The organism is Pseudomonas sp. M30-35, assembly GCF_002163625.1.
GTDB lineage: Bacteria > Pseudomonadota > Gammaproteobacteria > Pseudomonadales > Pseudomonadaceae > Aquipseudomonas.
On the sequence record NZ_CP020892.1, the window covers coordinates 4,900,182 to 4,926,954 of the forward strand.

Here is a 26,773-nt window from a genome sequence, read left to right on the forward strand (position 1 = left end):
CTTGGAGTAAGACCATTTTTAGTGCTCGCCAGAGCTAGGGTTCATGCCACATCAGATACTGACTTTGTACATCGCCTGGCTTTCTATGAATTCACCAAATCCTGCAGCAGGGACAGGGTGTATGTGCATACAACGAATACGATGCTAATCCCCAGAGAAAAAACTGCACGGCTGGCAGGCATAACAACCTCTTCATTGATACCGGTTGATTGCCGAAAATAACGTGCACGCAGGGAAGCCATAATAATGGCAGCAGAAATGACGAGAATCATCATTAGCCCTAGCGATCGCCAGAGATGATCTATTAATCCGTGTATCAGAAAGATGCTAACGACTAAGCAGGACATCATAGTTCGCGCCCAAGCCATAAGGGTGCGTTCTGGTTGAAGCCCTGGATCCCCGTGCAGAGCGCTCATTTGCGCAACCTAAACAGTGCCATCAGTAAAGCCACCCTGCAAACACCAATGTGATTACCACTACGCCAGCAGCAGTGAGCGGAATATGCAGCGGTAACGTTAACGGCTCCTTTAGTCGAAGTGCTCGCTCAATGGCAAGCCAGCGAAAACAGGCCCATGTGCTAACGACCATTGCGAGCAGCAATAACGCAAGCGCCATAAAACTGCGTAATGAGGGTGTGAGGGAGTTGCTTGCAAATGCCTCAATAGCAATCCCACCGGCCATCAATGCCAGAGAAGTCCGTATCCAAGCCAAAAAAGTTCGTTCGTTGGCCAAGGTAAAGCGCGGGTCCGGATCGGTACCTACTCGCAACGAAAAACGCGAAAACCGAGGGTTCATATTAAAGACTATGCCTCATAATAAAAGCGTGGTTACGAGTCGACAAAGCTTTATCCATCAACTTGTGAAATGAGAATTAGAAAACAGCAGTTAGGTATTGCTCGATAACGGCGATACCTTCCAGATTGCCGATCCCCGGCTCCAGGCCAAGAGAAGTAGTGCCATCGCATACGTTCCTTAACGCTGGTGATAACTCAGTACGCAGTAGGTTCGGATTCGAGTCCACCTCAAGTGCGCCATCCCCACCTGCAGCAGCAAGCAGATGAGCAGATGCCATGAGTCCTACACCGCCGCCGAGGTAATGAGGGAAATAACATGCACCGGAAACGTTGATCGCTCTCGCGAGCGGTAATCCCTTGCTGATACCACCCCACTTAGCAGCGTCAGGCTGTACGATCGAGAGCGCCTTGCTGGCAAGCGCCTTCGCAAATGCAGGCTCACCCAAAATATTTTCACCCGCTGCTAGCGGAATATCTATATGACTCTGAATGTCCTGCCACTCAGACCAAGACGCCGTACAGCGTATTGGTTCTTCGACCCACTTGAGCCCGAACTGCTCGAAGTGAGGCAATAGTGTTTTAGCCTCCTCCAGTGTCCAACCCTGATTGACGTCAACCATTAGCCCAACGTTCTCGCCCAGCGTACGACGTAGTGTATTTAGGTTCTCGATGTCCCGGTCTAAGCCAAAGCCTATTTTCAATTTAAAGCGTGTATAGCCATTATCTTGCATGCTCTGTGCGAGCACCTCTGGCCGGGTTGGATTCAGACCGCTTGCATAGACCTGAATGCGATCGCTTTGCCCCCCAAGGTAGCGCCATAGCGGCTGCTCGACACGCCTCGCGCAGAGATCCCAAATGGCTAAATCAATACCCGCGATGCATTGAGCGAAAGGCCCCGGCTCAGCCGATTGCAGCGCCAGTACTTCGGAACGTTGAGTTAAGGTCTCAAAGACCTGCTCGGGAGAATTGAAAGAAACGCCCATAAGCAAAGGTTTAAAAACACTGGTCACAAGACGAGCTCGATGCTCAGCGCCAACCATTGGGAAGTTACACCAGACCTCACCCCAGCCCTGGTGACCATCATCATCGGTGACGCAAACGAGCACCATAGGACGATCCTCCATCGTCCCAAACGAGGTCTGTACAGGCGTTTCCAATGGGCAGCGGTAGACGAATGCGGCGACGTCTCGAACAGAGATCTGATTGTTCATTTTTTTAGATCCATTTCTAAGTGGATGTAGTCACCCCGGTAGGTAGCCTCGGCAACATAGATGACTGTCTGATCTGGGGCGGTCAGAATGCGGCGAATATTGGCAATCGGATCCCCCAAAGGAACACTGAGCAGCCTGGCGGTCTCCAAATCAGCCTTGGCAATGGTGATGCTTTGCTTCGCTCCCGCTATTTCCACATCTTCCAGAGACACCAACACCGGGAGAATCACTTCAGTGCGAAAGCGCTCTTCAGCTAACTTGAATACCCGCTCATCTAGATAAATAGAGATGACGCAGTACTTCGTACCTTCGCGGGTATGAACACGCCGCAAGTGCTGGTAGGACGGGGCAGGCGTACCGTCTTTTTCGGTTAAACACAGAGGAGAACTAGAGTCCGAGATGTTGGTTAGCAGCGGCTTATCTCCACGATAAGCTTCTACCAGAGCATCCAAGTTCGTCTCAACCTTCAGAGGAGTCGGCCGTGCAGGGCTTTTCAGGACAAAAGTTCCAATGCCACGCTGTATCTGAACCAATCCAGAACTACTGAGTTGGTGCATGGCCTGGCGGACGGTCACTCGCGAAACCGAAAACTCCGCCATCAGCACTTCAATGGTTGGAAGCAGAGTATTTTCTGGCCAGATCTGACGTTCGATACGGTAACGAAAAATGTCCGCTAGCTGGACGTAGAGAGGGATAGGACTCGAATCAAAGAATTTCTGTTTTCCACTCTGCTCAGTCATTTGCGACCTTCATTTACCAGACTCCCACTACGCTAGGGCAAAGAAGTGCCTCTCGGCACTGCATCGACGAATTTCTTCGGCCAGGCCACGGCTGCTTGCACGCCACCAAAGCACAAAAATGTTGACAGCAAAGCTATCATGCGCAAAAGTCCTATACAAGAGACGTCCTAATATTAGGACTTTATAACTATACGATGCACCGCCCGCTTGATGGTAGGTAGCGCACCCCGAACAACAACATCGATCCGAACAGTCGAGGAAATTAAACGATGTCTAATACGTACGATTACATTGTGGTAGGGGCCGGGTCGGCAGGCTGCATCGTCGCCAATCGCCTATCCGCCAACCCCGAAACACGAGTTCTGCTATTGGAAGCGGGTGGCTGGAACCGCAATTTCTGGCTCCACTTACCCGTTGGCTACTTCCGATCAATCTACGATGCGCGATTTTCACGCCTATTTGACACGGTCCCCTCGGTAGGCAGCGGTAACCGCAATATCATCTGGCCGCGTGGGCGCGTCATGGGAGGGTCGAGCTCCATCAACGGGCTCATCTACATTCGAGGTCAAAAGGAGGACTTCGACAGCTGGTCTATCAATGGAGCTACCGGTTGGTCCTACAAGGAGGTACTCCCCTATTTCCGTCGCATTGAAACGTACTGCAAAGGAGAGAGCACATTCCGTGGTGGAGCCGGGGAAATGCACGTCTCAGACTTGCGGCACGATCACCCCTACTGCGCTGCTTGGGTAAAAGCGGCACAACAATACGGGCTACCCTACAACGCTGATCTGAACGGCGGGAATACAGCCGGTGTTGGCGCCTATCAACTGAGCCTGAAAGGACGTTGGAGATGCAGCGCCGCAACCGCGTTCATCAACCCCATCCGAAATCGTCCAAACCTAACGATTCTTACCGGAGCAAATGCCACACGAATTATCTTCGAAGGGCTACAAACCAAGGGCGTCGAATGGCAGCAAAAAGGAGTACTGAATCAAGCCACAGCTGCTCGCGAGGTAATCCTTTCAGCAGGTGCAATTCAGTCTCCGCAGCTACTCATGCTTTCTGGGATAGGCCCCTCTGAGCATATTAGTGAGCACGGAATAACACCGGTATACAACTCTCCCGAGGTTGGCGGCAACCTACAAGATCACTACCAGATGCGCGTCACCTATCGACTGCGAAAGAAGGTTTCGCTCAACACTGATATTCGCAATCCATTGAAGCTCGCCGAGATGGGTATGCAGTGGCTCTTCAATGCTTCAGGGCCATTGACTGTAGGTGCAGGCCAAGTCGGTGGCAGTGCCTGCACACCCTACGCCGATGGTGATAGACCAGACGTCCAGTTCAACGTCATGCCACTGACTGTCGACAAGCCCGGAGCGCCACTGCACCGATATCCCGGCTTCACCGCTTCGGTCTGGCAGTGTCACCCCCGCTCCCGTGGGACTGTGCGCCTCACATCGTCAGACCCGAGTGCCAAGCCAATTATCGACCCAAATTACTTTTCGAATCCATTCGATCGCAAAGTGATGATCGAGGGCATCAAGATTCTGCGCGAAATTGCCAACCAACCCGCCTTCCGTGATCTATGGGAATGCGAACTGGAGCCGGGGCTAGATGCTGCGACCGACGAGCAGATTTGGGAGGCTATTCGCAACCGTGGTGGCACCGTTTTCCACTGCGTCGGCACCTGCCGTATGGGTAACGATCCTAAGTCGGTGGTAGATCCGTACTTAAGGGTTCGCGGTGTCCAAGGGCTGCGCGTCATCGACGCTTCTGTCATGCCGATCGTGACCTCCGCCAATACCAATGCGACGTCGCTGATGATCGGTGAGAAAGGCGCCGATATGGTGCTTCGCGATGACGCTGAATCGAACATCACCCAGACGAATATACAAACAGTACATTCGATAAAGGAAGCAGTTAAATGAAATTCGATTATGCAAGGAACGATGAGCAAGGTAATAAATTCGAGAGCCGCAACCCTGCTCGCCCGGATGAGTGTGTCGGCCGCTACAGCGAAGTCACCGATAGGGTCGTAGTCGATGGAATGATCGAAAAAGCGCGACGCGCGCAAGCCGAGTGGGCAAAAGTCCCCGGCGTACAGCGCGGTGATCTACTGAATAGCTATTTGATTACTGTAGAGCAAAACGTCGACCGCATTGCCGAGTCAATTACACTTGAACAAGGCAAGACTATCGTTGAAAGCCGTAATGAGATTCTCAAAGGCTGCGCAGAAGGTCGTTTCATAGCATCTGAAGCTGCCCGCCAGCAGGTTCAGACGATAGCATCGGCGAGAAGTGACGTGCGCAATCTTATTCTGCATCGGCCACGGGGTACGATATTCGCCATCTGCCCATGGAATTTCCCGGCGATGACCCCACTGCGCAAACTCTGCCCGGCCATCGCCTTCGGCAACGCCATGCTGATCAAACCTTCGCAGTTCACTCCAGCGGCAGCGTTCATGCTGGCTGAGATTGCTGAAGACTTCTTCCCAGAGGGCCTGCTCCAAGTGATGCCCTGCCCTGGGCGGATGGCTAGTGAACTGGTGGCATCTGCCCGTTTTGACGGAGTGAGTTTCACCGGTTCGGTGGAAATAGGCCGAAAGGTTGCCGAAGCTGCAGCTACCAGCCTAGTACCAGCTCAACTGGAGCTGGGAGGCAAGAATGCGGTAATCATCAACGATGTAATTGACCTCGATAGCTGTCTAGACCAAGTCTTCGCCGCCTCCTTTCAAACCAGCGGCCAGCGTTGCACAAGTATCAGCCGAGTCATAGTAAAGCGTGATCTGCACAGCGCAGTTGTCGATGGACTGGCCGCGCGCGTACGCAAACTGTCACTTGGTGACGGAATGGCCGCAGGCACCGGGATGGGGCCACTATGCCACCAAGAGCATTGGCAGTCGGTCAGGGATATGACAGCCAAGGCCATCACTGAGGGCGCCGAACTGATAGTCGGTGGCGACATTGATGTTTTGGAGACCTGTCCTGGAGGTTACTTCTACAAAGCAACGATCCTGAACAATGCGGACCGTTCGCCCACCGCCAGCCGAGAGGAAATTTTCGGGCCAGTACTGTCAATCATGTCTTACGACAGTTTTGATCAAGCATTGAAATTGCTGAACTCAACTCGTTTCGGACTGACTTCGAGCCTGTTCTCTGACTCTCATTGTCTTATCCAGCGGTTCCTTCAGGAAAGCCAGCACGGCATGTTGCATGTCAATAACGGCACTGTGCCTGATGTAAACATGCCCTTTGGTGGCATGAAAAGCTCAGGCGTTGGCTCATATTCGGTAGGGGCTTCAGTCGCAGCGTTCTACACCGTCGAGCAGTCAGCCTATCTCGCATGGTGACATAAAACGAAAACTTGTATTTCCAGGGCTGACAGAAAGCAGTCCTTAGTTCGATATAAAAATAAAGACAGGACGAATACAGTGAAACTAATGAAAATACTGACAGGTTTTTTCCTGCTGTTGCTGACCGCCGCAGCTCAGGCTACGACTCCTAACCCATTTGACTGGTCGTCAGTACCCAAACAGGACGACCAGATCATTATGCGCCTGGCTCATTCTTTAAACATGGAATGGAGCTCGCAAACCGTTACGTTAAAACGCTTCGGTGAGTTGGTCGCCGTCTACTCCAATAATCGCATCAAACCGCAGATCTACCCGGGCTCGCAGCTAGGCGGGGAAAAAGAGATGCTCCAGCAGACTCGTCAAGGCGTTATTCAAGCGACCATTCCTGCGACCAATAACATGGCGCCGTTAGCACCCAGTCTAAATGTACTGCTGCTGCCTTATTTGACTCAGAGCACTGACGAGTCGAACTACCTGTTGGACAAAATTACGCCGTTTTTGGTACCGAGGGTCATCAATGAGGCAGGAGTACGGATAGTAGGCTGGGAGAATACAGGATGGCGAAACTTCTTCTACAACGCTGATCAGCCTATTCAAAAGCCAGCAGACCTAGCCCCGTTAAAGATGCGCGTTCCTCCGAACGCAATCATGCTCGGCACCTATAAAGCATGGGGCGCATCACCGGCACCAATAGCCTGGAACGAGTTGTACAGCGCCTTGCAACAGGGTGTAGTCAAAGGCGGTGACAGCCCGATCTCCGACATACTCGGGATGAAGTTCGATGAGGTCATTACGCGCGTTACTCGGTTGCACTACACAATTCTTACCCACCCAATCGTCGTCTCCGAGCACTGGTTCCAAAAGTTGCCGCCAGATTTACAGGAAGCCGTGCTCCGCGCTGGAAGGGAAACCACGGATTACGTGCGCTGGTGGCAACCTCTCGACGAAGCTCGCTGGTGGAAGCAAGCGAAAGAGGCGGGCCTGAAGATCGACACGATCGAAGATGAATCGGAGTGGCGTGAGAAAGCGCAAGCGATATGGCCGCGCTATTACGGACTGATTGGTGAAGATGGGGCCGAGGTGGTGAAAGCTGCCACTGACATCCTCAAGACCTACCACAACAACAATAACTAATGGCGCTAAAGCGTCTAGCGAACATCGGCTAGTGCCGCCGCTCGCAAATCAGTCTGCGGAGTGTGGATATGCTGGACATCATTCGAAAAATTCAATTAATGCTATGCCATCTGCTGTTGTCGGCGATGGTACTTGCCCTTTTCTTCCAAATTATTGCCCGGGGTTTCAATTTCGGCGTGGACTGGACCGAAGAACTTTCTAGATTTGCGTTCATTTCGTTCGTGTTCATCAGTGCAAGTTATTCAGCGCTGATGAAGGCAGACCTACGAATCGGGTTCTTATCCGACTGGCTTTGTCAGCGCATCGGCGAGACGCCAGTACAGCTGTTCATTACGGTAATACTAATGAGCTTCGATTGCCTTATGGTCGTCTATTCCTTTGAAAACGTGTTAGACGGTCGCAAGTACCCCAGCGTATCGCCCGTGCTTGGATTCAATACCAGCTATCTCTTTCTGGTGCTGGTTTTTGCTTTCGCGATGTCAGCAGTTGCGCGAGTTATAGGCTGGCGTGACCGTGCCGTTTCGGTGGAGGACGCCGCATGAGTAATGTGCAGCTAGTACTGGCAATTGTTCTGCCATTGTTGCTTCTGTTGGGTGTGCCTATATATGCGGCGCTAGGGCTTACCGGGTTTGCTGCTGCCTACCTATTGGACGCACAACTGGTCTTCGCACCCCAAGCAATATTCAATGGAGTCGATAACTTCGCGTTATTAGCCATTCCGGCTTTTATTCTTGCCGGTAACATCATGGAAAAAGGTGGATTAACCCATGACATTATTCGGATCTTCCGCCGCGCATTTGGCAACATCCCCGGAAGCCTGGGCATTGTCACAATTTTTTCCTGCATGTTTTTCGCCGCAATTTCTGGCTCGGGTCCAGGAACGGTAGCAGCCATTGGATCAATAATGATCCCATCAATGATTCGCTACGGTTACCCAGCACCATATGCTGCATCAGTCACAGCCACGGGAGGAACGCTAGGCGTTCTTATTCCGCCAAGCAACCCAATGATTATTTACGCGGTGATCGCTAACGTCTCTATAGCTGACATGTTCGCCGCTGGGTTGATCCCTGGGTTGATCCTAGGGTTCGTTCTAGCATTTACCGCCTACATAGTGGCCAAGAAGTCAGGCGCGGTTGTTAATAACTTAGTGGATATGGAAACAGAGAGCGTGCCAGCACTTGTCTGGAAGGGGAAATTCGCTCTTTTCCTGCCTGTCCTTATTCTTGGCGGCATCTACTCCGGCATGTTCACCCCGGTTGAAGCGTCAGTAGTGGCAGTCGTTTACTCACTGCTGGTTGCCCGGTTTATCTATCGCAAGCTAAATCGAGAAGCCTTGTCGTTAGCGTTTGAGCAGACACATCGGATCGGTGGGGCACTGATGATAGTGGTTGCCTGCTCCACCCTGCTGGCGACGACTATTACCCTCGAAAATATCCCGCAGCAGATCAGTGAAGCGTTTTCCGGCATTTCTACCAACCCGTTGGTCATACTGCTTTGGATTAACATTTTTCTGCTGTTTGTCGGGACCTTCATGGAGACTATCTCCGCTATTATCATCCTAGCCCCGATTCTTGTGCCTTTGGTAACGGCCTTTGGAATCAACCCGGTGCATTTCGGCATCATCCTAGTCACCAATATCCAAATAGCATTCCTGACCCCACCACTGGGCGTGAATCTATTTGTTGCCAGCCAAATATCTGGACTGCCTGTCGAAAAGATCATTCGTTCGATTTGGCCATTCCTATTGGCATTACTAGGCGTGCTGACACTGGTGACACTTGTACCGCAATTGAGTCTGTTCCTACCGTCTCTGCTGCGTTCCTGACTTCTCAGCGATGGGCACCGACTACATTTGTATCGGTGCCTCGACTGCAGCAGGTTTCAAAGTTTTTGACCTGAAGAGATTAAACTCCTCTCTTTATTGCAGTCTTTACTGGGGTTGCAGAGTGGCCTTCCCCTAGGTCTACCAATGCTAAATGTAGTGCTCGCCAGAGCTAGGGTTCAGGCCACATCAGATAAGGAGACACCCATGGTGCCTCCGAACAGAAACAGTGTTTACACCTTGGTATTAGCGCCAGCCGTCACTCAACAGTGACAGACTTGGCCAGGTTACGGGGCTGGTCGACGTCTGTGCCTTTAAGCACTGCAACGTAGTACGACAGCAGTTGCAGCGGGATGGTGTAGAGAATCGGTGCGAGCGCATCATGGATGTGTGGCATGTTGACCACGTGAGTGCCTGCGCCATTGCTCATGCCGGCTTGTTCATCGGCAAACACGATCAGCTCACCGCCCCGTGCACGTACTTCCTGCAGGTTGGATTTAAGTTTCTCCAACAACTCGTTATTGGGGGCAACGGTAACGACTGGCATATCTGCATCAACCAACGCTAATGGGCCGTGCTTAAGTTCGCCTGCCGGGTAGGCTTCAGCATGGATGTAGGAAATCTCTTTGAGCTTCAAAGCGCCTTCCATCGCCACCGGATACTGCGCACCGCGCCCCAGGAACAGGGTGTGGTGCTTCTCGGCAAAGTGCTCGGAAACTTTTTCCACAATAGCGTCCATCGCCAATGCTTCACCCAAGCGGGTTGGCAGGCGGCGCAGTTCAGCGACCAACTCAGCCTCAAGCTGTGGATCGAGCGTGCCACGCACGCGGCCCATGGCCAGCGTCAGTAACATCAGCGCGACCAGTTGCGTTGTGAAGGCTTTGGTCGAGGCCACGCCAATTTCAGGGCCTGCCAACGTCAACAAGGTCAGGTCTGACTCACGGACCAACGAGCTGATACCAACATTACAAATCGCCAGGCTAGCCAGATAACCGCCCTGCTCTGGAGACAGGTCTTTGGCGTTGCGCAACGCAGCCAAGGTGTCAGCGGTTTCACCGGACTGGGAGATGCTGACAAACAGTGTGTCGGCCTGCACCACAACCTTGCGATACCGGAACTCGCTGGCCACTTCGATCTGGCACGGAATACCGGCCAGTTCTTCGAGCCAATAACGCGCAACCATACCGGCGTGATAGCTGGTGCCGCAGGCAACGATCTGAATGTTTTTAACCTTGGCGAAAATATCGGCAGCTTGCGGGCCAAACGCCTGTACCAGCACGTGATCTTCGGCCAGACGGCCTTCCAGAGTGCGCTGTACAACAGCTGGCTGCTCGTGGATTTCCTTGAGCATGAAGTGGCGATACTCACCTTTGTCAGCTGCTTCTGCGCCTTCGTGATATTGCACCTGCTCACGCTTTACTGCTTTGCCGTCAACATCCCAGATCTGTACGTCATCACGGCAAATTTGCGCGATGTCGCCTTCTTCCAGGTACATGAAACGGTCAGTCACCTGACGCAGGGCCAATTGATCAGATGCAAGGAAGTTTTCACCAAGGCCCAAACCGATCACCAGCGGGCTGCCACTACGCGCGGCAACAATACGCTCGGGTTGCTTGGCACTAATAACGGCCAAGCCATAAGCGCCGTGCAGTTGCTTGACCGCTAGCTTCAGCGCAGCGCAAAGATCCAGCTCGGTTTTTAGTAGGTGATCGAGCAGGTGCACAATCACTTCAGTGTCGGTGTCGGAGCTAAAGGTGTAACCCTGCTCTTTGAGCTGGTCACGCAGAGCATCGTGGTTTTCAATGATGCCGTTGTGCACAACCGCGAGCTGATGCCCGGAGAAATGTGGGTGTGCATTGCGCTCGCTCGGTGCGCCGTGAGTCGCCCAGCGGGTGTGTGCGATGCCGACGCGCCCAGGCAGAGGCTCTGCCTTGAGCGCCGCTTCAAGTTCACTGACCTTGCCAACCCGACGGCGGCGATCGAGCTCGCCTGCCTCATTTAACAAAGCCACACCCGCGCTGTCGTAACCCCGATATTCGAGGCGCTTGAGGCCCTCAACCAGCACAGCGGTGATATTACGTTCAGCTACGGCTCCGACGATTCCACACATAATTGGCTCCTTACGACTCTAAGCTCGCGCAGATCAATTTGATCCCACGCGACTGCAATTGGCTACGAGCGTCTTTATCCAGACGCTCATCGGTTATCAGGGTATGTACACGTGCCCAAGGCAATTCGAGGTTGGGAATCTTGCGACCTATCTTGTCGCTCTCCACCATCACAATCACTTCACGGGCAACTTCAGCCATGACTTGGCTCAAGCCCAGCAATTCATTGAATGTTGTTGTACCGCGTGCCAAATCGATGCCATCAGCACCGATAAACAGCTGGTCGAAATCGTATGAACGTAGCACCTGCTCGGCCACCTGACCCTGAAACGACTCTGAATGCGGATCCCAGGTGCCGCCAGTCATCAACAACACAGGTTCGTCTTCCAGCTCGCGCAGCGCGTTGGCAACGTTGAGCGAGTTAGTCATTACCACCAGACCGGGCTTACGCCCCAGTTCAGGGATCATCGCTGCGGTCGTAGTACCGCTATCGATGATGATGCGTGCATGTTCGCGAATACAGCTCACTCCCGAGCGGGCAATGGCTAATTTGTAGCTCGATACCGGCTGGCTGACGTCGACCATCAGTTCTTGCGGTAATTGCACGGCGCCGCCATAACGGCGCAACAACAGGCCGTTCTTTTCAAGCGCGGCCAGATCTTTGCGAATCGTGACTTCTGAGGTCGAGAAACGTTTCGCCAACGCGTCGACACTCACTTCGCCCTGCTCGGTGAGCAAGGCAAGAATTGAATGACGGCGTTGCGGGGTGTTGCGTTTCGACATGCTGTAAGTTTCGATTCGAAAGATAAGTTCGTGAATCAAAACCTAATGAAGCTTTTAGGTCAAGTAAAACAGCAAAAAGGCCGCCAAATGGCAGCCTTTTTCAAGTTATCAACAGCCCAAACGAAAGTTAGCTCGTTAGCAGCCCTTGATTCATTTCTTGGTAGGTCGTTTCCAGCCTTCGATATTGCGCTGTTTGCCGCGTCCCACTGCGAGGTTATCCACAGGCACGTCGCTGGTAATCACCGAGCCTGCGCCCGTAGTGACTCGATCACCCAAATTTATGGGCGCAACCAGTGAGGTATTCGAGCCGACAAATACATCTTCACCCATAATCGTGCGGTGCTTGTTAACGCCGTCATAGTTGCAGGTGATAGTGCCAGCACCAATATTGGTCCGCGCGCCGATTTCAGCGTCGCCCAAGTAGCTCAAATGTCCGGCTTTAGCGCCTTCACCGAGCACAGCGTTTTTCAGCTCTACAAAGTTACCCACATGCGCCTTGGCACCCAGTACAGTGCCCGGACGCAAGCGCGCGAATGGCCCGCAATCGGCGCCCTCACCTACTTCGGCGCCATCAAGATGGCTGTTGGCCTTGATGATCGCGCCTTTGCGCAGGGTGCTGTTCTTGATGATGCAATTGGCGCCGATCTCGACGTTGTCCTCAATCAGCACTTTGCCTTCGAGGATTACGTTGATGTCGATCATGACATCACGGCCGACGGTGACGTCACCACGCTGATCAAAGCGCGCGGGATCACGCAGGGTCACTCCTTGCGCCATCAACGAGCGAGCAGCGCGTTGTTGATAGTGACGCTCAAGTTCGGCGAGTTGACGACGATCATTGGCGCCTTGCACCTCCATCGCATCCAAAGGCTGCTCAGTTGCAACCACTAAACCGTCCGCCACGGCCATGGCTATAACGTCGGTCAGGTAATATTCGCCCTGGGCGTTGCTGTTTGAAAGGCGCCCCAGCCAGTCGCCCAGCTTGGTTGCCGGTACCGCGAGAATACCGGTGTTGCCTTCATTGATCAGGCGCTGCGCTGCGCTGGCATCCTTATGCTCAACAATGGCTTCAACCTGGCCAGCGGCGTTGCGCACAATACGGCCATAACCGGTCGGGTCATCCAGGGTGACGGTAAGCAAACCGAGCTGTTGATCGTTAACCTGCAGCAACAGACGCTCAAGCGTACTCTTTTCAATCAGCGGAACATCACCGTAGAGAATCAACACGCGGTCGCTGGTCAGCGCAGGCAATGCTTGGGCGACGGCATGGCCGGTGCCCAGTTGCTCGGTCTGCATCACGAAATTCAAATCATCTGCAGCAAGGCGTTCGCGCACAGCATCGGCGCCATGCCCAACCACCACATGAATGCCTTGGGGGTTGAGCTCACGGGCGATATCGATGACATGACCGAGCATCGACTTACCAGCAACCGGGTGCAGCACCTTGGGCAAGGCGGAACGCATGCGTGTGCCCTGACCTGCTGCAAGAATGACGATATCAAGTGACATAACAAAAGTTACCATTGGTTAAAGACGGAATTCCTTTCCATACACTGCATTGCGCAGTTTTTGGCGCAGCAAAGAAAAAGGGTAGCCTAGGCTACCCTTTTACTTATCTGCAAAAAAGTCTGACTGCTGCGATTAGCCGCCGAACTTCTTACGCAATTGCTGGACGGTGCGCAGCTGAGCTGCAGCCTCGGCCAGACGAGCAGCAGCAGAGCCGTAATCGAACTCGGCGCCTTGCTCGTTCAACGCTTTCTCAGCAGCCTTGACGGCTTCCTGAGCAGACGCTTCATCAAGATCGGCAGCACGCTGCACAGTGTCGGCCAAAACCTTCACCATGTTTGGCTGCACTTCAAGGAAACCACCAGAGATGTAAAACACCTCGGTTTCGCCACCTTGCTTGATCAAACGGATTGGACCCGGCTTCAGGTCAGTCAGCAACGGCGCGTGGCCTGGAGTGATACCGATATCACCCAAGTTACCGTGCGCAATTACCATCTCGACCAGTCCGGAAAACATCTCCGCTTCTGCGCTGACGATATCGCAATGGACTGTCATAGCCATAACCTTGCCTCACATTACAGGTTGTGGATAAGTTTTATCCACAACCTGATGCGCCCGTTTCCAGGCGCATACGGTGATTACAGTTTCTTCGCTTTCTCTACCGCTTCTTCAATGCTGCCGACCATGTAGAACGCTTGCTCTGGCAAGTGATCGTAGTCGCCCTTGAGGATGCCGCTGAAGCCTGCAATGGTGTCTTTCAGGGAAACGTATTTGCCTGGAGAACCGGTGAAGACCTCGGCCACGAAGAATGGCTGAGACAGGAAGCGCTGAATCTTACGAGCACGGGATACCAACTGCTTATCGGCTTCGGACAATTCGTCCATACCCAGAATAGCAATGATGTCCTTCAGCTCTTTGTAACGCTGCAGTACGTACTGAACGCCACGAGCGGTGTCGTAGTGCTCCTGACCAATCACCTGCGGATCGAGCTGGCGAGAGGTGGAGTCCAACGGATCCACAGCTGGGTAGATACCCAACGAAGCGATGTCACGGGACAATACGACGGTTGCGTCCAAGTGGGCGAAGGTGGTCGCCGGGGACGGGTCAGTCAAGTCATCCGCTGGTACGTATACGGCTTGGATCGAAGTAATCGAACCGGTCTTGGTCGAAGTGATACGTTCTTGCAGAACGCCCATCTCTTCGGCCAGAGTCGGCTGATAACCTACTGCCGACGGCATACGGCCGAGCAGTGCGGATACTTCAGTACCGGCCAAGGTGTAACGGTAGATGTTGTCCACGAAGAACAGTACATCACGGCCTTCATCACGGAACTTCTCAGCCATGGTCAGACCAGTCAACGCTACGCGCAGACGGTTGCCCGGTGGCTCGTTCATCTGACCGTAGACCAAGGCTACTTTGTCGAGAACGTTGGAATCCTTCATCTCGTGGTAGAAGTCGTTACCCTCACGAGTACGCTCACCCACACCAGCGAACACGGAATAACCGCTGTGCTCGATGGCGATGTTACGGATCAGTTCCATCATGTTTACGGTTTTACCAACACCGGCACCACCGAACAGACCAACCTTACCGCCTTTGGCAAACGGGCAGATCAGGTCGATAACCTTGATGCCTGTTTCCAGCAGTTCGTTGCTGCCCGCTTGTTCAGCGTAGCTTGGCGCAGGACGGTGAATGCCCCAACGCTCTTCTTCGCCAATCGGGCCAGCTTCGTCGATTGGGTTGCCCAGCACGTCCATGATACGGCCCAGGGTCTTAACCCCAACCGGTACCTGGATGGTTGCGCCGGAGCTGTTGACGTCGAGGCCACGTTTCAGGCCTTCGGTCGAACCCATTGCAATTGTACGAACCACACCGTCGCCCAGCTGCTGCTGAACTTCGAGGGTGGTTTCAGCGCCGACTACTTTCAACGCTTCATAAACACTCGGCACATGATCACGCGGGAATTCCACGTCGATAACGGCGCCGATGATTTGAACGATACGTCCGCTACTCATCTTTGGTTCCTCTGAATATTTGAACCGTTCTTAAACCGCGGCAGCGCCGCCGACGATTTCCGAAATCTCTTGGGTAATTGCTGCCTGACGCGCCTTGTTATAGATCAGTTGTAAATCACCAATCAAATCACCGGCGTTGTCGGTGGCGTTCTTCATTGCAATCATCCGTGCAGCTTGTTCAGCCGCGTTGTTCTCAACCACTGCCTGGTACACCTGCGACTCCACGTAACGCACCATCAAGCCTTCGAGAAGCTCTTTGGCGTCGGGTTCGTACAGGTAGTCCCAGTGATGCTTGAGCTCTTGATCCGGAGTCGCCACCAATGGAATCAACTGCTCCACTGTCGGCTGTTGCGTCATGGTGTTGATGAACTTGTTCGAGACCACGGACAAACGATCGATACGACCTTCGAGGTACGCATCGAGCATTACCTTGACGCTACCAATCAGATCATTGATCGATGGTTCTTCGCCCAGGTGGCTGATCGCAGCAACAACATTGCCACCAAAGTTACGGAAAAACGCCGCACCTTTGCTACCAATCACGCAGAGATCAATCTCTACGCCTTGCTCGCGATTGCTCGCCATGTCTTTGACCAGAGCCTTGAACAGGTTGGTGTTCAGACCACCACACAGACCACGGTCACTGCTTACCACTACATAACCTACACGCTTTACTTCGCGCTCGATCATGAACGGGTGGCGGTATTCCGGGTTGGCGTTGGCCAGATGACCAATTACCTGGCGGATACGCTCCGCGTAGGGACGGCTAGACGCCATGCGCATTTGTGCTCTGCGCATTTTGCTTACCGCCACCTTCTCCATGGCGCTGGTGATCTTCTGCGTGCTTTTGATGCTCGCAATCTTGCTGCGAATCTCTTTTGCGCCTGCCATTTGACACCTATCAGGTTAGCAAGCGAGGGCTGCAAAGCCCTCGCTGCGGCTTACCAGGTTTGGGTGGCTTTGAACTTCTCGATACCGGCTTTGAGGGCCGCATCGATTTCGTCGTTGAAGTCACCCTTCACGTTAATCTTCGCCAACAAGTCAGCGTGATCACGGTTGAAGTAAGCAATCAGGGCCTGCTCGAAAGCACCAACTTTGGCGACTTCGATATCCCGCAGGAAACCACGCTCAGCTGAGTACAGCGACAGCGCCATGTCAGCAATCGACATTGGTGCATATTGCTTCTGCTTCATCAGCTCAGTGACGCGCTCACCGTGTTCAAGCTGCTTACGAGTGGCTTCGTCCAGGTCAGATGCGAACTGGGCGAATGCCGCCAATTCACGGTACTGAGCCAGAGCGGTACGGATACCACCGGAAAGCTTCTTGATGATCTTAGTTTGAGCCGCACCACCTACACGGGATACCGAGATACCAGCGTTGACCGCTGGACGGATACCGGAGTTGAACATCGAGGTCTCAAGGAAGATCTGACCGTCAGTGATCGAAATCACGTTGGTTGGTACGAACGCAGAAACGTCGCCAGCCTGGGTTTCAATGATTGGCAGAGCGGTCAAAGAACCGGTTTTGCCAGTCACAGCACCATTGGTGAACTTCTCAACATACTCTTCGGATACGCGCGATGCACGCTCCAACAGACGGCTGTGGAGATAGAACACGTCACCTGGGTAAGCTTCACGGCCTGGTGGACGGCGCAGCAACAGGGAAATCTGACGATAAGCCACTGCTTGCTTGGACAGATCGTCATAAACGATCAGCGCGTCTTCACCACGGTCACGGAAGTATTCACCCATGGTGCAACCGGAGTAGGCAGAAATGTACTGCAGCGCTGGGGATTCAGAAGCCGAGGCAGCCACCACGATGGTGTTGGCCAAGGCGCCATTCTCTTCCAGCTTGCGCACCACGTTAGCGATGGTCGATTGCTTCTGACCGATTGCTACGTAGACGCACTTAATGCCGCTGTTTTTCTGATTGATGATGGCGTCAACTGCCAAAGCAGTCTTACCGATCTGACGGTCACCAATGATCAGCTCACGCTGGCCACGGCCTACCGGGATCATGGCATCGACTGACTTGTAGCCAGTCTGTACCGGCTGATCAACCGACTTACGCCAGATCACGCCCGGTGCAACCTTTTCAACAGCGTCAGTTGCGACGTTGTTCAGCGGGCCTTTACCGTCGATTGGATTACCCAATGCGTCAACAACACGACCCAGCAGTTCCGGACCAACCGGAACTTCGAGGATACGGCCGGTGCACTTCGCGCTCATGCCTTCTGCGAGCGTGGTGTATGCACCCAGTACGACTGCACCAACGGAGTCTTGCTCCAGGTTCAGTGCCATACCGTAGACGCCACCCGGGAACTCGATCATTTCGCCATACATAGCATCGGCGAGACCGTGAATACGCACAATACCGTCAGATACGCTGACGATAGTGCCTTCGTTTCGGGCTTGGGAAGAGACGTCGAGTTTCTCGATACGTCCCTTGATGATTTCACTTATTTCGGAAGGATTGAGTTGCTGCATAGCTCTGCTGCCCCTTCAAACTCAAGATTTCAATGCTTCGGCCAGTTTCGCGATTTTGCCGCGAACTGAGCCATCGATAACCAGGTCGCCGGCGCGAATGATGACACCACCTATCAGGGCGGCATCCTCCGCGGCGTGCAGACGCACTTCTCGACCGAGCCGTGCACTGAGAACCTTGGCGAGTTTGTCTTGCTGTTCATCGTTCAACGCAAAAGCACTGGTCACATCAACGTCTATCGACTTTTCCTGCTCAGCCTTATACAGCTCATACAGGTCAACGATTTCCGGCAACAAGGCCAGACGATCGTTTTCAGCCAATACGTGGATGAAATTGCTTACTTGTGCGTCAAACTTGTCACCACACACTTCAATAAAAGTGGTGGCCTTGTCTTTACTCGTCAAACGCGGGGCCTTGAGCACGCGCTGAATGGTATCGTCTTCCGATACCGCAGCAGCCAGGCCGAGCATGGCTGACCAATCGGCCAGTTGCTGGTGGGCCTGAGCGTACTCGAAGGCAGCCTTAGCGTAAGGTCGGGCCAACGTGGTCAATTCTGCCATGATCGCGCCCTCGCTTAAATTTCCGCTGCCAGTTTAGAAACCAGCTCCGCGTGCGCGTTTTGGTCGATTGAAACGCCCAAGATCTTCTCAGCACCGCCGACAGCCAGAGCACCCACTTGGGCACGCAGCGCGTCTTTGACACTGTTCATTTCTTGTTCGATCTCAGCCTGAGCCTGAGCCTTCACACGGTCAGCTTCAACGCGAGCCTGTTCACGGGCCTCGTCGACAATCTGGGTACCGCGTTTCTTGGCTTGCTCAATAATTTCTGCTGCCTGTGTTTTAGCTTCGCGCAGTTGTTGACCCGCTTTCTCTTGGGCCAACTCCAAATCACGAGCTGCACGGTTGGCAGCGTCCAGACCTTCTGCGATCTTCTTTTGACGTTCTTGCAAAGCAGTGATGACCGGAGGCCATACGTACTTCATGCAGAACATCACGAAGATGAAGAAGGCAACGGCCTGGCCAATCAGGGTTGCATTAATGTTCACGCCAACACCTCGCTCGTTCGTTGTCTATCAAACCAGTCACTCGAATAATCGAGTGATTACAGGATTTGACCAACGAAAGGATTCGCGAAGGTGAAGAACAGTGCGATACCAACACCGATCATGGTCACGGCGTCGAGCAAGCCGGCGACGATGAACATTTTCACTTGAAGCATTGGCACCATTTCTGGTTGACGCGCAGCGCCTTCCAGGAATTTGCCGCCCAGCAGGCCGAAACCAATGGCAGTACCAAGGGCGCCAAGACCGATTAGCAGAGCAACAGCGATCGCAGTTAAACCAACTACAGTTTCCATTTTTCCTCCCGACTTTTATGTCGTATTGGTTAAGTGTTTCTAAGGTTAAGCGGTAAAGCTAAATCGTTTGTCCAGCATGCCCTCACGGGCGCCCACCGATATCGTTGCGCACTGTTCTATCTGGAACGGTGCGCAAACGCTATTAGTGGTTGTCTTCGTGAGCCATCGACAGGTAGACGATGGTCAGCATCATGAAGATGAACGCTTGCAGCGTGATGATCAGGATGTGGAATATAGCCCACGCCAAGCTCAGGGCGACGCCCAAGGTGCTTAGCAAGAACATGCCACTACCGAATATCACGGCAATCAGAATAAAGATCAGCTCGCCTGCATACATGTTACCGAACAGTCGCAGTGCCAGAGAGATAGGCTTAGCGATCAGGGTCACAAGCTCAAGCAACAGGTTCACCGGAACCAGCAGCGCTTGAAGCAGAATGTTCTTGCTGCCAAACGGGTGCAGGGCCAGCTCGCCAATAAAGCCGCCGATACCCTTGACCTTGATGCTGTAAAAGATGATCAGAGCAAACACCGACAGGGCCATGCCCAGTGTCGCGTTTGGATCGGTGGTTGGTACCACGCGGAAGAATGCATGCTCGTTACCAGAGATTTTCTGCGCCAGAACAGGCAGGAAATCCACCGGAACCAAGTCCATCAAGTTCATCAGGAAGATCCAGACGAAGATGGTCAAAGCCAAGGGTGCGAGCAGCGCGTTACGGCCATGGAACGTATCTTTGACGTTGCCATCAACGAACTCGACCATCACTTCAACGAAGTTCTGCAAGCCGCCCGGTTGGCCACTGGTAGCACGCTTGGCTGCCATGCGGAAAATTAGAATGAAAATCAGGCCAAGAACCACGGACCAACCCAAGGTATCCACGTGGAATGCCCAGAAGCCCATTTCTTTAGCTTGTTCTGCTGTGTGAGCGAAACCCCAATCACCTGTAGGCAGTTTCCCAAAAGTCAGGTTCTGCAAATGGTGCTGGATATAGCCCGAAGCGGTTTGTTCTGCCATGTTTGCCTCAAACGCCCTAAGGTCTAAAAAATCTTGTTCTAGTTAGCAGAGGTGAAAACCAGTTGACCAATTGGGTCAGAAGGAAAACGCCGAAGACCGCCAGCGCATCCAATGGCTTCACACCTGCAAACGTCAGTGCAAACAGCACTGCCGTTAGAATTAACTTGCCCGCTTCGCCGGCATAAAAAGACCGGACGATCGCTTGAGCAGCCCTGGCACCGGAAAACCGAAACGCCTTGTGGGCAAAATATACATTTGGCAGCCATGCAATCAGGCCACCGCACAGTCCGGAATACCCGGATATGCTACCTCGCCACTGCCAAAGTACAGCAGCTGCAATTAATACAACCATCAGTTGGACTACAAGCACCGGAAACACCGGTAAACGATGGAACGGCAGGCGATTCGGCGTGCGTACTTCCATCATTGCTTTCCTAAAATCTGATGTTATCCGGCAACTGCCCATTTAATAAAACTTGGCATAGTTTGTGCCGTCGAAATGCGCGCAGAGTATAGGGGCGCAAGCGGCCCCATTCAACTGTCAGGTAGTCATTTCCGACTAGTGCTACATGTTCAATTGTTTCAACGAATGTGAGCGAGCACACCTTGCAGCTCATCGAGCGAGCTGTAACGGATCACCAATTGGCCTTTGCCCTTCTGACCATGCTTGATTTGCACCGGAGAGCCTAGCCGCTCAGCGAGGCGCTGTTCAAGGCGACTGATATCTGGGTCAGCTTTAGCCGTCGTTTTAGGTTGCTCTTTGCTACTCAACCACTGACGTACCAAGGCTTCAGTCTGGCGCACGGTTAAACCACGTGCGACAACATGTCGCGCCCCTTCGATCTGTTGTTCGGGCGGTAAACCCAGCAGTGCACGGGCATGGCCCATTTCCAGGTCGCCATGGGAAAGCAGGGTTTTAACCTCTTCGGGCAGGGCAATCAACCGCAGTAGGTTAGTGATGGTCACCCGCGACTTACCCACAGCCTCTGCAACTTGTTGCTGCGTCAGCTGGAATTCTTGCTGCAGGCGTTGCAGCGCCATGGCTTCCTCAATTGGGTTGAGGTCTTCACGCTGGATATTCTCAATCAGCGCCATGGCGATTGCGGCTTCGTCCGTTAATTCACGGACCATTGCCGGAATAGTATCGAGACCTGCTTGCTGGCTGGCACGCCAGCGACGTTCACCGGCAACAATCTCAAACTGACCTTTAGCAACCGGACGCACCACAATGGGCTGCATCACACCGTGGGACTTGATCGATTGTGCGAGTTCTTCAAGTGCCGTCGGGTCCATATCCCGGCGCGGCTGGTATTTGCCACGCTGAATCAGGTCGAGCGGCAAGTACTGTAATTCACGGCTATCGACCTTGGCCGCTTCTTCCTGCAATGCGTCAACACTGGTGCCACCCAGCAGCGCATCCAAGCCTCGTCCTAGCCCTCGTTTCTTGGCGGCCATGCAGAAATTCCTTATGCAGTAACAGTACGGGCGCGTGAGCGCTGACGGCGAACTAACTCACCAGCCAGTGCCAAATAAGCGATGGCACCCCGCGATTGCTTGTCATAGACCAACGCCGGCATGCCAAAACTCGGAGCTTCGGCTAAACGCACATTGCGCGGGATTACAGTTTGGTAAAGCAGGTCGCCAAAATGTTCCTTGAGTTGCGCAGAAACATCATTGGTCAAACTGATGCGTGGGTCGTACATGGTGCGCAACAGACCTTCAATTCTCAGTGACGGATTGAGCAACTTGGCGATGCGCTGAATGCTGTTAACCAGATCACTCAGGCCTTCTAGCGCATAGTACTCACACTGCATTGGAATGATTACACCGTCGGATGCGACCAAGGCGTTAACCGTCAGCATCGACAGGGCCGGTGGGCAATCAATCAGGATGTAATCGTAATTCTCGCGGATCGGCGCCAATGCGTTGAGCAGGCGACTTTCCTTCATTTTCATTTCCAGCAAGCCAACTTCAGCGGCTGTCAGGTCACGGTTAGCTGGCAGCAGTTGATAGCCACCATGCTCTGAGAACTGCATGGCCTGGCCCAGATCGCTCTCGCCGATCAACACATCGTAGATCGAGTGTTCCAGTGCATGCTTATCAACACCGCTGCCCATGGTTGCGTTGCCCTGCGGGTCCAGGTCGATCAACAGCACGCGGCGCTTGGTTGCAACCAGTGAGGCAGCCAGGTTCACGCAGGTGGTGGTCTTGCCCACGCCGCCTTTCTGGTTAGCTATTGCGAATACTTTTGCCATGCTGCGTTCCCCTTAGACCGAGCGACGCAGTATCAACAGATGTCGCTGGCCTTGGCAACCGGGAACCTTGAGAACCTGCGTATTAACCAGAGTGAAATCTGCAGGCAATTCTTGCAGTTCATCATCTGGATGGACACCTTTCATGGCCAGCCACTGGGTTTTGTCGTCGCCGAGATGACGGGTCCAGTCAGAAAAGTCTTTCAGTGAGCTAAATGCCCGAGAGCTAATTCCGCTGAACGGCTGCTCAGGCGTATATCCTTCGACCCGGCTGTGGATAACTTGCAGGTTAGCCAGTTTCAGTTCCAGTTTTACCTGAGTCAGGAAGCGGGTTTTCTTACCGTTTGAGTCGAGCAGGGTAAATTGCTTGTTGGGAAACAGTATGGCCAGTGGAATACCCGGCATACCGCCGCCACTGCCAACATCCAGCCAGTTATCCCCAGCGTCACTGACGTAAGGCGCAACACTCAAGCTATCGAGCAAGTGGCGCGAAACCATTTCATCCGGGTTGCGCACTGCGGTCAGGTTGTAGGCTTTGTTCCACTTGATCAACAAAGCCAGATACGCCATGAGCTGCGCTTGCTGCTCGGGTGATATTTCTACACCTAGCTCAACGGCACCTTGAGCCAACTCTGCGGCGTGACCTTCAGTCACCAACGGCGTTCCCCCTGACATCAAGCGCTCTGCTCCAACTGCTTACCCGCTCCACGTTTTTTAAGATGAATCATCAACAGCGATATCGCTGCCGGAGTGACTCCTGGGATGCGACCCGCCTGGCCGAGGGTTTCAGGCCGTGAGTCACCCAGTTTGTGCTGGATTTCTTTGGATAGACCAGAAATCGTCGAATACTCGATATCCACAGGCAACTTGACGTCTTCGCTGGCACGCATGCGCGAGATTTCATCTTGCTGGCGGTCAATGTAACCGGCGTATTTAGTCTTGATCTCAACCTGCTCAGCCACTTGTGGGTCTAGCGCACCGCCACCGGTGACCTCAACCAATCCGAGATAATCAATCTCCGGGCGCGATAGCAAATTGAGCAGATTGTATTCATGAGTCAGTGGTGTGCCAAAACGCTGGGAAATAGCATCGCCATCAGTTGTGTTTGGCCGGACCCAAGTGCTTTTCAAACGCTGTTCTTCTTGAGCGATGGCCTCACGCTTGGTTTCAAACGCAGCCCAGCGTTGATCATTGACTAAACCCAGTTCGCGGCCTTTCTCGGTCAGGCGCAAATCTGCGTTGTCTTCACGCAAAATCAATCGGTACTCAGCCCGTGAGGTGAACATGCGGTAAGGCTCTTGCGTGCCCAGCGTAATCAGGTCATCGACCAGCACACCGATGTACGCTTCATCGCGACGCGGGCACCAGGAATCTTTACCTTGAGCACGTAGTGCAGCGTTGGCACCTGCGAGCAAACCTTGTGCACCGGCTTCTTCGTAACCAGTGGTGCCATTGATTTGGCCTGCAAAAAACAGCCCGTCGATCACTTTGGTTTCGAGGCTGTATTTCAGATCACGCGGGTCGAAGTAGTCATATTCAATGGCATAGCCAGGGCGCACGATGTGAGCGTTTTCCATGCCGACTATCGAGCGAACCATCTGAATTTGCACATCGAATGGCAACGATGTGGAAATGCCGTTGGGATACAACTCATGCGTATTCAGGCCTTCAGGCTCAATGAATATCTGATGGCTTTGCTTATCCGCGAATCGATGAATCTTGTCCTCGATAGACGGGCAATAGCGCGGACCGACCCCTTCAATCACACCTGAGTACATCGGCGAACGATCAAGGTTGGCGGCAATGAGTTCGTGAGTCCGGGCGTTGGTATGGGTAATCCAGCAACTAACTTGCTGCGGATGTTGTTCTTTCGAACCCATAAACGACATTACCGGAATCGGTGTATCACCTGGCTGCTCAGTCATCACTGAGAAATCTACAGAACGACCATCGATGCGTGGCGGTGTACCGGTTTTCAGGCGACCCACGCGCAGCGGTAGTTCACGCAAGCGTTGAGCCAAGGCAATCGAAGGCGGATCACCAGCGCGACCACCTGAATAATTCTGCAGACCAATGTGGATAAGTCCGCCGAGAAAGGTGCCGGTGGTTAATACCACTGAATCAGCAAGCAAGCGCAGACCCATCTGAGTCACAACGCCTTTGACTTCGTCGTTCTCGACGATCAGATCATCCGCAGCTTGTTGAAATATCCACAGATTGTCTTGGTTTTCCAGGGTTTCGCGAATAGCTGCTTTGTACAGCACACGATCCGCTTGTGCTCGAGTGGCACGAACGGCTGGGCCTTTACGGCTGTTCAGAACGCGAAACTGAATCCCACTTTTGTCAGTGGCTTCAGCCATGGCACCGCCGAGTGCGTCGATTTCCTTTACCAGATGGCTTTTACCAATCCCGCCGATCGCAGGGTTGCAACTCATCTGGCCAAGGGTTTCCACGTTATGGGTCAGCAGCAGAGTTTTTACACCCATGCGTGCAGCTGCAAGCGCAGCTTCGGTGCCGGCATGACCACCGCCGATAACGATCACCTGAAAACGGGAAGGGAAATCCACCACGCACCTCGTGTTAGTTCTGAACAGCTGTGTTCTGAAATGGGGGGCTTTTGATACGAGCACAGACACAAAATTCAATGTGTCCGGCACAGAAAAGCTAGCTAGCCGATAAGTATAGGCAGTTAGGCGTAGGTAAAGAAGCCTTTTGCACAAAAAATAGCCAATTGGTCTGTGCTTTCTCCAGGCTTCCAAGCTCGAAAGGAGTCGGTCAGTTAATAAATATAGAAAAGTAAGAATCTTTAAAGATCTTTATTTTTATGTTTATAAAGTAACAGGCGGTTTTCTGTGGATAGATTAACGCAGGCCAATAACCATCTACTGTACAGCGATGTATGGTTCTGTGTAGAGCCTGCATTGAAACTGTCAGATAGCAGTCACTAAGCTGTGGATCAAACAGCACTTTATCCACAGGGTGGTTTGTACCCAGCTTTATCACCGGGTTATGGACTGGGCTTAGGGATGGTTTTCCACAGGGTTTATGCACAGCTGACTATTCTGTGGATTGATGCTTGAACGCGGCATCTGGCGTGGTATTTATTGAGGAATAAGCCAGCTGTTCAGGTAAAAACCGCCACACAGCAAAACCACAAACAAGATGGCAGCCAGCAACATGGGTTTGAAGCCAGCCTGTTTGATAACACGCCATTGCGTCTGGCTGCCCAGCGCTGCCATCGCCATTGCGAGGGTCAGTTGGCTAAGTAGTTGCAGGCTGTGAATAACTTCAGCCGGTAACGCAGCCCAGCTATTGATGCAGGCCGCAGCGATGAAGCCGAATACGAACCAGGGAACGGTGATTTTGGCTTTCGACTGGCCTGGTGTTTGCTCATCGCGAAATACCAGACTGCTCAGGATCAGAATGAAAGGTGCCAGCAACATCACCCTGATCAGCTTGACCACAACTGCAGATTGCAGCGCTTCACCACCCACTGAGTCGCCGGCGGCAACGGCTTGAGCGACTTCATGGACGGTGCTGCCGATGTAGATCCCGAAGTTATGCTCGGTCATACCGCTTATGTGAAATACCAGCGGGTAAATAAACATGGCCAAGGTGCCAAATAGCACCACCGTCGCGACTGCAATGGTCACGTATTGCTGTTTGGCCTTGAGTACGGGTTCACTGGCCAGCACTGCTGCAGCACCGCAAATAGCACTACCGGCGGAGATCAGCACAGCCAGGTCTCTTGGCAGCCCAAACAGTTTTATCCCCAACCAGGTGCCGAGTATCAAGATGCTGCTGGTTACAGTGATATCCAGAACTACAGCCTGCCAACCGACTTGCACGATCTGTTGAAAACTCAGGCTGAAGCCAAACAGAATAATGCCGGTGCGCAGTAGCTTCTGTTGGCAGAACCTTGTGAATAACTTTTCAGGTTGGCTCGGTTCACTCAGGTTGAAATGCCCGTAAACGGCACCGAGGACAATCGCCAGTGGTAAAGCGCTCAGGCCTAACTGACTGATTGCCGGTATCTGGGCCAGCAATAAGGCGCTAATGGCGATGACGGGTAGAGCGATGATTGTGCGCATGGCGATTCACATCTATCCATAACAGTTGCTATGGACGACATACTCAGGCACAGGTAATGTTTATAAAAATGCATTGTTCTTATCCTGTGCATAAGTAAAACCGAACG

At 53.0% G+C, this 26,773-nt stretch carries 26 protein-coding genes; 5 read left to right on the plus strand and 21 right to left on the minus strand.

Annotated features, from left to right (window positions below):
• Nucleotides 1–83: 83 nt before the first annotated feature.
• From B9K09_RS23035 to B9K09_RS22410, 4 genes are all read right to left on the minus strand, one after another.
• On the minus strand, nt 84–416 hold the full coding sequence (locus B9K09_RS23035) for a DUF202 domain-containing protein (RefSeq protein ID WP_157699382.1): 333 nt from the start codon (nt 414–416) through the stop codon (nt 84–86).
• Between the two features lie 22 nt (nt 417–438).
• Complete coding sequence (locus B9K09_RS22400; RefSeq protein ID WP_087518884.1) at nt 439–795, minus strand: YidH family protein; 357 nt, start codon at nt 793–795, stop codon at nt 439–441.
• 76 nt (nt 796–871) lie between these two features.
• The gene (locus B9K09_RS22405) at nt 872–2,005 is read right to left on the minus strand and encodes a mandelate racemase/muconate lactonizing enzyme family protein (RefSeq protein WP_087518885.1); all 1,134 of its coding nucleotides are present in this window, start codon (nt 2,003–2,005) and stop codon (nt 872–874) included.
• Complete coding sequence (locus tag B9K09_RS22410; protein WP_087518886.1) at nt 2,002–2,745, minus strand: GntR family transcriptional regulator; 744 nt, start codon at nt 2,743–2,745, stop codon at nt 2,002–2,004. Before B9K09_RS22410 ends, B9K09_RS22405 begins: the two co-directional genes overlap by 4 nt.
• Before the next feature lie 269 nt (nt 2,746–3,014).
• Here B9K09_RS22410 and B9K09_RS22415 point away from each other — a divergent pair, with 269 nt between their 5' ends.
• The 5 genes from B9K09_RS22415 to B9K09_RS22435 all read left to right on the plus strand — a co-directional run bounded on the left by B9K09_RS22415 (nt 3,015) and on the right by B9K09_RS22435 (nt 9,062).
• A complete protein-coding gene (locus tag B9K09_RS22415; RefSeq protein WP_087518887.1) occupies nt 3,015–4,676 on the plus strand; it encodes a GMC family oxidoreductase in 1,662 nt (553 codons plus the stop codon).
• A complete protein-coding gene (locus B9K09_RS22420) occupies nt 4,673–6,097 on the plus strand; it encodes an aldehyde dehydrogenase (protein WP_087518888.1) in 1,425 nt (474 codons plus the stop codon). Before B9K09_RS22415 ends, B9K09_RS22420 begins: the two co-directional genes overlap by 4 nt.
• A gap of 90 nt (nt 6,098–6,187) precedes the next feature.
• Nucleotides 6,188–7,234, plus strand: coding sequence for a TRAP transporter substrate-binding protein (locus B9K09_RS22425; RefSeq protein WP_087518889.1), 1,047 nt, complete (start codon nt 6,188–6,190; stop codon nt 7,232–7,234).
• Nucleotides 7,235–7,302: 68 nt separating this feature from the next.
• Nucleotides 7,303–7,776, plus strand: coding sequence for a TRAP transporter small permease (locus B9K09_RS22430; RefSeq protein ID WP_087518890.1), 474 nt, complete (start codon nt 7,303–7,305; stop codon nt 7,774–7,776).
• The gene (locus tag B9K09_RS22435; protein WP_087518891.1) at nt 7,773–9,062 is read left to right on the plus strand and encodes a TRAP transporter large permease; all 1,290 of its coding nucleotides are present in this window, start codon (nt 7,773–7,775) and stop codon (nt 9,060–9,062) included. The genes B9K09_RS22430 and B9K09_RS22435 overlap by 4 nt, the downstream gene beginning before the upstream one ends.
• A gap of 256 nt (nt 9,063–9,318) precedes the next feature.
• On the opposite strand, the gene glmS is transcribed toward B9K09_RS22435, so the two are convergent.
• The 17 genes from glmS to B9K09_RS22520 all read right to left on the minus strand — a co-directional run bounded on the left by glmS (nt 9,319) and on the right by B9K09_RS22520 (nt 26,666).
• Nucleotides 9,319–11,169, minus strand: coding sequence for a glutamine--fructose-6-phosphate transaminase (isomerizing) (gene glmS / locus B9K09_RS22440; RefSeq protein WP_087518892.1), 1,851 nt, complete (start codon nt 11,167–11,169; stop codon nt 9,319–9,321).
• Nucleotides 11,170–11,179: 10 nt separating this feature from the next.
• Nucleotides 11,180–11,950: a DeoR/GlpR family DNA-binding transcription regulator gene (locus tag B9K09_RS22445; protein WP_087518893.1), complete on the minus strand. Its 771-nt coding sequence runs from the start codon at nt 11,948–11,950 to the stop codon at nt 11,180–11,182.
• A 150-nt stretch (nt 11,951–12,100) separates the two neighbouring features.
• Entirely contained in the window at nt 12,101–13,459 is a 1,359-nt protein-coding gene (gene glmU, locus B9K09_RS22450; RefSeq protein WP_087518894.1) for a bifunctional UDP-N-acetylglucosamine diphosphorylase/glucosamine-1-phosphate N-acetyltransferase GlmU, read from the minus strand.
• Between the two features lie 132 nt (nt 13,460–13,591).
• A complete protein-coding gene (locus B9K09_RS22455) occupies nt 13,592–14,017 on the minus strand; it encodes a F0F1 ATP synthase subunit epsilon (RefSeq protein ID WP_010487835.1) in 426 nt (141 codons plus the stop codon).
• 77 nt (nt 14,018–14,094) lie between these two features.
• Nucleotides 14,095–15,471: a F0F1 ATP synthase subunit beta gene (gene atpD, locus B9K09_RS22460; protein WP_087518895.1), complete on the minus strand. Its 1,377-nt coding sequence runs from the start codon at nt 15,469–15,471 to the stop codon at nt 14,095–14,097.
• Nucleotides 15,472–15,501: 30 nt separating this feature from the next.
• The gene (atpG, locus tag B9K09_RS22465) at nt 15,502–16,362 is read right to left on the minus strand and encodes a F0F1 ATP synthase subunit gamma (protein WP_087518896.1); all 861 of its coding nucleotides are present in this window, start codon (nt 16,360–16,362) and stop codon (nt 15,502–15,504) included.
• Nucleotides 16,363–16,412: 50 nt separating this feature from the next.
• Nucleotides 16,413–17,957 (minus strand): F0F1 ATP synthase subunit alpha, encoded by a 1,545-nt coding sequence (gene atpA / locus B9K09_RS22470; RefSeq protein WP_087518897.1) that lies wholly within the window; start codon nt 17,955–17,957, stop codon nt 16,413–16,415.
• A 21-nt stretch (nt 17,958–17,978) separates the two neighbouring features.
• Nucleotides 17,979–18,515: a F0F1 ATP synthase subunit delta gene (locus B9K09_RS22475; protein WP_087518898.1), complete on the minus strand. Its 537-nt coding sequence runs from the start codon at nt 18,513–18,515 to the stop codon at nt 17,979–17,981.
• A 14-nt stretch (nt 18,516–18,529) separates the two neighbouring features.
• Nucleotides 18,530–19,000 (minus strand): F0F1 ATP synthase subunit B, encoded by a 471-nt coding sequence (locus B9K09_RS22480; RefSeq protein WP_087518899.1) that lies wholly within the window; start codon nt 18,998–19,000, stop codon nt 18,530–18,532.
• Nucleotides 19,001–19,056: 56 nt separating this feature from the next.
• Complete coding sequence (atpE, locus tag B9K09_RS22485; protein ID WP_087518900.1) at nt 19,057–19,311, minus strand: F0F1 ATP synthase subunit C; 255 nt, start codon at nt 19,309–19,311, stop codon at nt 19,057–19,059.
• 142 nt (nt 19,312–19,453) lie between these two features.
• Nucleotides 19,454–20,323 (minus strand): F0F1 ATP synthase subunit A, encoded by an 870-nt coding sequence (gene atpB, locus B9K09_RS22490; RefSeq protein WP_087518901.1) that lies wholly within the window; start codon nt 20,321–20,323, stop codon nt 19,454–19,456.
• A 16-nt stretch (nt 20,324–20,339) separates the two neighbouring features.
• Nucleotides 20,340–20,747, minus strand: coding sequence for a F0F1 ATP synthase subunit I (locus B9K09_RS22495; protein ID WP_087518902.1), 408 nt, complete (start codon nt 20,745–20,747; stop codon nt 20,340–20,342).
• A gap of 158 nt (nt 20,748–20,905) precedes the next feature.
• Entirely contained in the window at nt 20,906–21,778 is an 873-nt protein-coding gene (locus B9K09_RS22500; protein ID WP_087518903.1) for a ParB/RepB/Spo0J family partition protein, read from the minus strand.
• An 11-nt stretch (nt 21,779–21,789) separates the two neighbouring features.
• Nucleotides 21,790–22,578 (minus strand): ParA family protein, encoded by a 789-nt coding sequence (locus B9K09_RS22505; protein WP_087518904.1) that lies wholly within the window; start codon nt 22,576–22,578, stop codon nt 21,790–21,792.
• 12 nt (nt 22,579–22,590) lie between these two features.
• Nucleotides 22,591–23,250: a 16S rRNA (guanine(527)-N(7))-methyltransferase RsmG gene (rsmG, locus tag B9K09_RS22510; RefSeq protein ID WP_087518905.1), complete on the minus strand. Its 660-nt coding sequence runs from the start codon at nt 23,248–23,250 to the stop codon at nt 22,591–22,593.
• The gene (mnmG, locus tag B9K09_RS22515; protein ID WP_087518906.1) at nt 23,250–25,142 is read right to left on the minus strand and encodes a tRNA uridine-5-carboxymethylaminomethyl(34) synthesis enzyme MnmG; all 1,893 of its coding nucleotides are present in this window, start codon (nt 25,140–25,142) and stop codon (nt 23,250–23,252) included. The genes rsmG and mnmG overlap by 1 nt, the downstream gene beginning before the upstream one ends.
• Before the next feature lie 534 nt (nt 25,143–25,676).
• Nucleotides 25,677–26,666, minus strand: a complete 990-nt coding sequence (locus B9K09_RS22520; protein ID WP_087518907.1) for a YeiH family protein — start codon at nt 26,664–26,666, stop codon at nt 25,677–25,679.
• Nucleotides 26,667–26,773 lie beyond the last annotated feature (107 nt).